This is a genomic window from Microcoleus sp. AT8-A3, from assembly GCF_036705675.1.
Taxonomy (GTDB): Bacteria; Cyanobacteriota; Cyanobacteriia; order Cyanobacteriales; family Microcoleaceae; genus Microcoleus.
The window spans coordinates 209,539-218,864 of sequence record NZ_JAUBVD010000004.1; the positions used below are offsets into that span (position 1 = coordinate 209,539).

Sequence of the window (9,326 nt, forward strand, 5' to 3'; positions counted from 1 at the left end):
AATCCCAATAATCCCAATAATCCCAATAATCCCAATAATCCTAATAATCCCAATAATCCCAATAATCCCAATAATCCTAATAATCCCAATTCGCCGCCAATATTACCAAGGGATAGATTTGCATTAGATAGAGGGCGATCGCTTTTCCCCGATCCCAACCAACCCTTTAGCCGCCAACAGCGGCAGAATCAAAACAGAATATCGCGAGATATAGGAAAACCCGGAGAAAGGATGCCGCGCGAAAGGATGCAATTTCCCAGAGAAGTGAGAAATTTCATCAATTCAAATATCCTAGATTCAGTTATTCAGTCAGCATTTCGCGGCGACATCGGCAGGAATTTGGAGACAGGCCAAATATCGGAAGCTTTGTCTCTGCTGGACAAATCTTTCAGCCAAGAATTCGGGGAATATTTAGGCATCAACATCAGCAACGAGTTGGTATCCCCAGAGGAAATTCAAAAAAAGTTAGAATCAGCGGGTAAAGAAACCGGCACAAAACCCAGCTTAATTTATCTATTCTCGCAGCCCGAAGAATTAAATTTAATGCTGATCACTTCTTGCGGTGAAGTGGTTCACAAAAGTGTGCCGTCAGCGAACCGACAAGAACTTCTGAAAGTTGTAAATGAGTTCAGGGGTGAGATTACCAAACCGGGGGTGCGGGCTACTACCAGTTATCTACCATCTTCCCAACAGCTTTATAAGTGGATGATTGGGCCTTTAGAGGACAGTTTGAAAAAGTGCGAAACGGATACTATTTCCTTTGTTGTCGATCGAGGTTTGAGAGGTATGCCCTTTGCTGCTTTGCACGACGGACAGCAATTTTTGGTGGAAAAGTACAATCTCAGCCTGATGCCCAGCATTAATTTAACAGATACCCGCTACGTCGATCTCAGAAATTCTCAAGTTTTAGCAATGGGTGCCTCGGAATTTTCCGAGTTGAATCCTTTGCCTGCGGTTCCTGCAGAAATAGCCGCTATTTCTAGAGAGTGGCCGGGAGTTAGTTTTCTGAATGAGGATTTCACTTTGGAGAATTTGAAGCGACAGCATCAAAGCCGATCTTTTGGGGTTATTCACTTAGCTACTCACGGCGAATTTCGACCTGGAACACCAAATAATTCTTTTATTCAGTTGTGGAATAGTCGGCTGCGACTGGATCAATTGCGGGATTTGAGATTGAATGATCCGCAGGTGAATATGTTAGTTTTAAGTGCTTGTCGGACTGCGGTGGGAGATGCACAGGCCGAGTTGGGTTTTGGGGGTTTGGCGCTGCAAGCGGGGGTGCAAACGGCTTTGGGAAGTTTGTGGTACGTGAGTGATGAAGGTACTTTGGGATTGATGAGTGAGTTTTACCAGCAGTTGAAGACGGCGCGAATTAAGGGGGCGGCGCTGCGACAAGCGCAAATTGCGATGTTGCGGGGAGATGTGCGTTTGGAGGGTGGCCGATTGCGGGGTTTGAGTCGGGGTGAGGGGGTGGAGTTGCCGAGTTCGCTGCAAGGGTTTGCGGATTTAAAGTTGTCGCATCCTTATTATTGGTCGGCTTTTGTGATGATTGGGAGTCCTTGGTGATGGGTGATTAGTGATTAGTGAGTTGTTATTAGTGGGATATTAATGGTTTTTCGGGAAAAGTCGATCGCCCGCAAGCAAGCAAGTTCCGAGTGCGATCGGCCTGTTCACTATTTTTTATGCCGAGTCCGCCACCACCCGATCGCTTGATATCGTTTCCGATTGCACCGGAATTATTATATAGAGAACACGGCGCCCGGCCAATTTGTGTCAACTTAAATCGTCAGTCCGCCAGTCCTCCCGCCCGCCCGCCAGTCCGCCAGGGAATGAATTCCCTGGCTAATAGCTAAAGTCCTCTGAAGAGGACTAATGAGTTGAAAAATTCTTCTTCTCAGTCCTCTTAAGAGGACTTTAGCTTTGAGGCAGGGGTTTCAACCCCTGCCGGACTGCCGGACTACTCAACCAAAGCCTGCCGCTGAGCCTCCAACAATTCCTGAATTCCAGTTTCTGCCACATCCAAAATTTGATTTAACTGACTCCGGCTGAAACTTCCCTCTTCCGCAGTTCCCTGAATTTCGATGATATTCAAATCTCCATTCATTACCACATTACAATCAATTTCAGCCGCCACATCTTCCAGATAATTCAAATCTAAAAATGGCTCCCCTTCCAAAAGTCCCACAGACACGGCCGCCACTTGGCGAATCAAGGGCGATCGCACTAAATCACCTTTTTGTACCAACTTGTTCAAAGCGTCAGCCACAGCCACAAACCCGCCAGTAATTGAAGTCGTGCGAGTCCCAGCGTCCGCTTGCAAAACATCCGCATCGACAAGTATTGTGCGTTCTCCCAATAGTTGCATATCCAAGCACGATCGCAAACTGCGCCCAATCAACCGCTGAATTTCTTGAGTCCGTCCCGATAATTTCATAAATTCCCGCTCTTGTCGCTGCGGCGTAGATCCCGGCAACATTCGGTATTCCGCTGTCAGCCAACCTTGTCCGGTATTCTCCAGAAATCTAGGCACTCCCGGCTTGATTGTAACGCTGCAAAGTACCTGAGTATCGCCACTTTTCGCGAGCACGGAACCGCTAGCAAATTTGGTAAACTGTCGATCGAAACTAATCGGACGAATTTGATTTGGTAGTCTGCCATCTGGACGTTGGAAAGACATAATATTTAGGTGATTGGTAATAGGTAATTAGGCATTAAAACTTTAAAAGTTGGTATTAATATTCCGGTTTTTTTGATGCGGTAAATATGCAGTCATTCAATCTAAAATCTACTAAAATCTAAAATCCTATAATGATTTGCTCTTAGCCTCGATTAATTTGAGAATATCCTGCTGGACTTGTTGTGGAGATTGAGCGCCATCAATAGTTAACAGTTTGTTGCGGTATTCGTAATACTCTAAAAGAGGAATAGTGCGTTCGTGGAACAAATCCAGCCGACGCTGTAATATTTCAGGATGGTCATCCGATCGATCGCGCTCGATCGACCTACTCAGCAAAACCTCGATCGGCACTTTCAGCCAAACTGCCCAATCTAGCTCCTGCGCCAACTCCTCTAATAAAAAATCCAACTCCTCAGCTTGAAAAGCAGTTCGCGGATAGCCCTCCAATATCCAGCCATTAAAGACATCCCACAGCAGCAGTCGGCGGCGAAAGAATTCAATCATAGTTGCGTCGGGAACTAATTCCCCTTTTTCGACATAAGACACCGCCAGCTTGCCTAAATCTGTGTCTTCTGCGATCGCCTCCCGTAGAATATCCCCCACAGCCAGCAAAGGAAGGCTCAAATTGCTGCACAGTAGTTCAGCCTGAGTTCCCTTTCCCGCTCCTGGCCCTCCCAGAATCACCACTCTCACAGTCCCTGCTCCTAGTGCCGCGACATTCAAATTTTACGCGATGTGTGTACTTTTTCTTCACAGTCCTGGACTTCCCAAGACTCTCATCGCCTTGCTTTTTCACCCTCTAACTATCTAAGGATCGTGGATTAAATAACTTCCTACAAAAAATGCTCTCATCACCGTGGTTTTTCACCCTATAACTGTATAAATGTCAAGCTCCACGCCGTATTTTAGTAAAAAACCCCGTTTCTGCCTAAGTGCTAATTGAGTTCAAAAATCGAACAAACGACTGCGAATGCCACTGCCGCGAGCTTTTGACAACTTATATATATAGTGTTCGATCGGATGTGCACCCGGCCCAGTACACTATATATTGTCAAGCAGGCTTCAGCCGCACCAAGGTCGGAGCTGCACTCAAGACTTAGTTGCTGATTAAATATTGCCCTATGGTTGCTCAGTTACAAACCCCTAAACTCAATTTAACCCACAGCTTGCCCTACACAGTTCAAGGGCTGGTGCAAGTCTTTACAGGCCCGCACCGCTGCTTTTTTACCAGTGTCATGGCTCAGGCCCTCAGAATTGCAGGACAGGGAGCTCCCGTGCTAGCGGTGCAGTTCCTCAAAGGGGGAATTAATCAAGGGCACCAGCATCCGGTGCGGCTGGGGCAAAATTTAGATTGGATGCGCTGCGATTTGTCACGCTGTATTGAGAATGCCGATCTAGATGAGCTGGAGACGCGATCGATCGAACAATTGTGGCAGTATGTTCAAAATGCGGTGCGTGAAGGTCGTTATGCCTTAGTTATTCTCGATGAATTGAGTTTAGCGGTTAATTTGGGCTTGATTCCCGAAGCCGAAGTGGTGGCATTGATTGACAACAAGCCCCATCATTTGGATATGATTTTTACCGGGCCATCGATGCCCCAAAGAATTTTGGATGTTGCCGACCAAATTACGGAAATTCGCCGCAGTTAAGGACAATGATTCAATTTGCGATCGCCTGTTTAGCGATCGCATTTTTTATGTAAAAAAACAGTATCAAAAAAAAAGAGGCGATCGCTTAGCTCAAAGAGCGATCGCACGCTGATCAATTTACCAGCGACGTTACGCTTGAACTACCGGATCGAAGACAACACTCAATCGATCTGCCGGCACCATCCGCTTGAGAATTTTCAAGTGACCGTCTGCATCAGACCAACTGCGAAACTCACCCACAACCACCTTTTCCACATTTGGAAGCGAGCGAACTATAGTCCACGGCTTGAGACGTTTTTCTTGCAACATACTAGATAAATCTCCTTGGTAAATTGGAGCCAAAGCCAGTCCCCCTCGTTGGCCACGACCGAAGACTGGCTTTTGACTTTGCAAACTTGCCCTTCTCTAAGAACATAGCACAAAAAAAATAGTTTGGGATTATATCTTATTTTTCGCTTTTTTTAGAGCTACTTTTTACAGAACAGATGATTAAACTCCACACTTATTAACTCTTTAATTCCCAACTCAAAACTATTTAATGACTAACACTTCGACTTCGCTTGGGGTGCAGCCTCACTAATAAATTCTGCCTTCTACCTTCTACCTTCCTTTTACTGAGATATTGCACCATTCTCAATAAGTTTTTTATGAACAGGCTTTCCGGCCTGTTCCACAAGAAAATTCACTCTTTGTGGAACAGGCCGGAAAGCCTGTTAAGCGAGAATAGTGCAAGATGTGAGTTTTACAAATCCCGCCGCGACAGCAGAAACCAGATCCCACCCAAACCCAAAACACCGCACAAAACCCCGCCTTCCCACCCAAAAACAGTCCCCCCCGGCAAATGTCCAGGCTTTGCTTTAGAAGAAAAATTCAGCTCCGAATAGTATACCCACTGGCTGTTAACCCGCCAGCCCACTCGATCGCCAAACTTCTCCCAAACTGTAGCATCATAAACACCAGGCTTTCCCCCCAACTTGAGCCACAAACCCTTTTGCACAGAAAAACCGAATCTGCGGTGACTGTGCCGCACCCAAAGTCGATCGATAGTCTGCAAATCCTTAGCTGGAAACTTCCTAATATCTTCCTCACTCAAATAACCCCGTGAATTTTGCTGCATCACCTCCAGCATTTTCACAGAAGTTTCCTCATCAGCACCACGCCAATTTTTAGCAGCCAGCAGCCTTGCCAAGTGAGAATAATCAATACCTTTTTCTGAGTCTAAATTCACAGAAATTAACAGAGTATCAGTCACAGGTTGAGTCGGAACCGAAGGACTAACAACAGTTGCCTGCTGCGACTTTTCCAGCACGGGGACAACAACAACAGGAGGTTTTAAAGCATCCAAAACTTCCACAGCAGATTTGTAGCGATCTTTAACATATTCCTGAATTAACTTATCCAAAACCTGACCTAAATCCTCGCTAATTTGTGTTCCTTTTGGCAAAGCCTCCCTCCACAGCCACCGGCCTTCAAGCGGATCGTAAAGGTCATCGTGAATGTCCCCGTAGATATCCAGATAAGGCATAACAGAAGTCAGCAAGCGAATGCAAGTCACCCCCAAACTGTAAAGGTCGCTAGCCGGAACAGCCCTACCGTGACGCTGTTCTAGAGCCGCGTAGCCGGGAGTTCCCAACTTCGTTCCTGTTTTGGTGGGAGCAGCAGCTACTACCTGTTTGGAAACCCCAAAATCTATCAGCACTAACTTACGATCGCGCGATCGGCGGATCACATTCTCCGGCTTAATATCGCGGTGAATTACATTTCTGTCATGAACAAACTTCAATAAAGGCAACAAATCTAACAGCAGTTCGCAAGTTTTAATTTCGCTATAAGCACCGTACTTATCTAACTCATCCTTTAAATTATTGCCATCAATAAACTCTTGCACCAAATACAAGCGCCCATCTTCCTCAAAATAAGAAATTAACTGAGGAATTTGCGGGTGCTTCAGTTCGTATAACCGCCTTGCCTCTTGTTCAAACAGTCGAACATATTTTTTAAAATGACCGGGCTTCCGCTGAAATTCTTGAGGGGGTGACAACTGTTTAATCACGCACAATTCCTCAAATTTTCCATGATTAACAGCTCGGAAAGTCCTGCCAAATCCCCCATCGCGTAGCGGTTCAGTTGCTGCATAAAGGTCTTTTAGCAGCAGCTTTGAACCACAATTAAGACAATACTTTGTGCCTGGTGGGTTCTGACGCTTGTCTCTTGGGCAATCGAGATTAAGGCAGTATGTCATATATTAAAAAAATGCGAACAAAATTAGTAGGAAGGGTTTTATATTATTCAAGAGTCCGATCGCGAGCTGGTTTTTGTAGAGGCGAAACCTCGAACCTTGCGGAGGCGGCAGCCACCCTCGCCATCAGAGGGGGCGCTCTCACCAGACTGCCACCCCTGAGCAAGTATAACTCTCTTGAGGGTTTGACCTCAAACTCGAAGTCCACATCTAACCTTAGACTCCGCTGCGTGCAATACATTTGATTTAGCGGTCAAATAGCCCGTAGATCAAACAGAAATAGTCATTTATTGCCAGCCCCGTGAGCACTGCAACGCCAAAAAAACTAAGGATTCCGCCTGAGATATAATTTTATTGCCAGAGAGAAGCACACTAACGGGAGCCACAGCTTCCGTCAAGTTCGATCGACCTAAATATTTTACCCGTAAAATATTTAACTTAACCAGGCATAATTAACAATCCAAAAATCCCCAACAAACGCACGTTAAAATAAAGACTAGCTTCCGCGATCGCCATCCGAACTCGATCGGACACTTAGCCAGTTTTCCCTGTTTCCTTTTTTCAGCTATTACCAGTTACATCTATTTCGATCGGTCTACTTAATTAGGAACCGCTAGTGACACCAAAACTACTGCCCTCTCCAACTCCAAACTCCCGCAAAAAATCACCAAAAGTACCTTGGTTCGAGCGGTTCATGGCACTGGTCGCCCTAGGAAATTTAAGCCTAGTATTATTTGACATAACTTACGTCCCCGGACGAGATTTCTACTTCCGGCAACTCCCAGTTCTAACTCAAGTATACGACCCATTTAAAGGAATTAAACCCCACCGAGACACCCAGCAATATCTGGAAACCTTAGAAGAATTAAAAATTCAAGTAGTGCAAACAGGATTGCCCTCTCCCCAAGTAGCAGCCAAATTGCAGGAAATAAACAATCTGAGCGCGAAAATGATCGACGAAGATCCCTTTCGAGTAGCATCAAAAAGTGGCACCCTAGAAAAAATCAAAGACCGGATGCGCGATCGCGTCCCGAATCCAGAAGACTCCGCTAAACAATCATTCCAAAGATTTTGGAGCCCTGACTATTTAAACAAACAAGACTGGCAAAAAGAAATCCAGTGGTTTGACTCCAAAATCAAGCCATTAATCGCCACCAACTATTACCGCGAGATTGGAGAAAACGGCGAATTTACCGATAACTTCTGGCTAATTGACCTGCCATTTATTGCCATATTCGCGATCGAATTTCTAGCCCGTACCTACTCGATCGGCCGCCGCCACCGCAGCGTCACTTGGCGATCGGCCATGCTCTGGCGATGGTACGACATCTTCCTGCTGCTCCCATTCTGGCGCCTGTTGCGAATATTACCCGTCACAATTCGCATCCACCAAGCCAAAATGCCGGATCTCCAACCCATACGCACCCAAATCAGCCGAGGTTTCGTCGCCAATTTCGCCCAAGAATTGACCGAAGTTGTAGTAATTCAACTCATCAACCAGATGCAACAATCAATTACCACAGGCGAACTCGCTCGTCAACTCTTTAAATCCCCAAAACAGCGCTATCTAGACATCAACAATATCAATGAAATAGAAGCGATCGCCACCCATCTCGTCCAAATAACCGTCTACAAAGTCCTCCCCCAACTCCAGCCCGACCTAGAAGCCCTCCTCCGGTACAATATTGAAAGCTTCCTCAAACAATCCCCCCTCTATCAAGGATGGAAGCAAGTACCCGGTCTGGGAAACCTGCCCGAACAGCTAGCACAGCAATTAGTTGCAGAACTCTCAAAATTAGCCACCCTCGGCCCCCAAGATGCCTACGAAGCCTTCAAAATCGCCAGCGAAGACCCCATAAGCATCAAACTTTCAAGCCAGCTAGTCCAACATTTCGGGCAAGCTTTAGGCACCGAACTGCAACAGCAGCAAACCTGGCAAGAAATACAACTGCTGCTGTGCGATTTCCTAGAAGAGTTCAAAATCAACTACATTCAGCGGTTGAGCGAAGAAGACTTCGAGAAAATTTTAGAACAAGCCAAAGAACTGCAACGGATAGCCCCGCGTTAGCGCAAGTCTCCACCGCTTTACTTATTTTTTTCTTCCCCAATTAGCAATTAGCAATTACCCTGCTTTAACTCCAGCAAATGAAACTTGCTGGAATTGTAAAGTTTCATGTGCGATCGGCATTCTCTACCAGAGTCATCTGCAGAGTTGTGCATCCCACATTCAGCGCGGTAGTGAGTTAGACCGCCGTTAGGGTCCTCAGCGGTCTGGGAACTCACGTTTTTAGCGATAAAGCTCATTTTTTTTAGACGTATATTATATCAATATATAGCAATCCTAAATGATTATACTCGTTACCAGGAAGAGCCTGGTAACGCAGATCCGGAGGAAGAGCCTCCATAGTCGGGGCCGAGGCAGAGCCTCGCTTACATCGGTTCCCAGGCAGAGCTTGGAAGTTAACCAGTTATTGAAACTGATGCGAGGATTGCTATATAGCAATCCTCGCATCATTTGTAAAAATATGTAGGGGTAGTGCTACCCCTACTCCCCGTGCCTACCCCAGCCTGCATCGGGGCAACCGGGCGTGGGGAGAGCCCCTACAAGAATTACACGAATCATTTAGGATTGCTATATATCTAATTTAGATGAAATGATATTTTTTATTGCCCATCTGTAAAGTCAGGGTAAACGCATCTTAATTTCAACCTCAAACATGATAAGATGAAGTGTTTAGCTAAATCAAGTGCGTAATTGATA

Annotated in this window: 7 protein-coding genes; 3 read left to right on the forward strand and 4 right to left on the reverse strand. The window is 45.9% G+C overall.

Annotated features, from left to right (window positions below; genetic code table 11):
- On the forward strand, nucleotides 1-1,566 hold a 1,566-nt coding region (locus QUB51_RS04375; RefSeq protein ID WP_333392979.1), incomplete at its 5' end, for a CHAT domain-containing protein.
- A gap of 391 nt (nucleotides 1,567-1,957) precedes the next feature.
- Here QUB51_RS04375 and rph read toward each other — a convergent pair.
- On the reverse strand, nucleotides 1,958-2,677 hold the full coding sequence (gene rph / locus QUB51_RS04380) for a ribonuclease PH (RefSeq protein WP_333057849.1): 720 nt from the start codon (nucleotides 2,675-2,677) through the stop codon (nucleotides 1,958-1,960).
- A gap of 126 nt (nucleotides 2,678-2,803) precedes the next feature.
- Complete coding sequence (locus QUB51_RS04385; RefSeq protein ID WP_333259776.1) at nucleotides 2,804-3,370, reverse strand: nucleoside monophosphate kinase; 567 nt, start codon at nucleotides 3,368-3,370, stop codon at nucleotides 2,804-2,806.
- A 428-nt stretch (nucleotides 3,371-3,798) separates the two neighbouring features.
- Between QUB51_RS04385 and QUB51_RS04390 the strand changes: the two genes are divergently transcribed.
- Nucleotides 3,799-4,326, forward strand: a complete 528-nt coding sequence (locus QUB51_RS04390) for a P-loop NTPase family protein (protein WP_333057848.1) — start codon at nucleotides 3,799-3,801, stop codon at nucleotides 4,324-4,326.
- Between the two features lie 129 nt (nucleotides 4,327-4,455).
- Here QUB51_RS04390 and QUB51_RS04395 read toward each other — a convergent pair whose 3' ends face one another.
- Nucleotides 4,456-4,719: a hypothetical protein gene (locus QUB51_RS04395; protein WP_333212631.1), complete on the reverse strand. Its 264-nt coding sequence runs from the start codon at nucleotides 4,717-4,719 to the stop codon at nucleotides 4,456-4,458.
- 349 nt (nucleotides 4,720-5,068) lie between these two features.
- Nucleotides 5,069-6,568, reverse strand: coding sequence for a GUN4 domain-containing protein (locus tag QUB51_RS04400; RefSeq protein WP_333057846.1), 1,500 nt, complete (start codon nucleotides 6,566-6,568; stop codon nucleotides 5,069-5,071).
- A gap of 613 nt (nucleotides 6,569-7,181) precedes the next feature.
- Here QUB51_RS04400 and QUB51_RS04405 point away from each other — a divergent pair.
- Nucleotides 7,182-8,633, forward strand: a complete 1,452-nt coding sequence (locus QUB51_RS04405; RefSeq protein ID WP_445243016.1) for a hypothetical protein — start codon at nucleotides 7,182-7,184, stop codon at nucleotides 8,631-8,633.
- Nucleotides 8,634-9,326 lie beyond the last annotated feature (693 nt).

Bases quoted from the DNA above. Each gene is read 5' to 3' on its own strand.
- rph (WP_333057849.1), bottom strand. From the start codon at position 2,677: ATGTCTTTCCAACGTCCAGATGGCAGACTACCAAATCAAATTCGTCCG.
- QUB51_RS04390 (WP_333057848.1), top strand. From the start codon at position 3,799: ATGGTTGCTCAGTTACAAACCCCTAAACTCAATTTAACCCACAGCTTG.
- QUB51_RS04400 (WP_333057846.1), bottom strand. From the start codon at position 6,568: ATGACATACTGCCTTAATCTCGATTGCCCAAGAGACAAGCGTCAGAAC.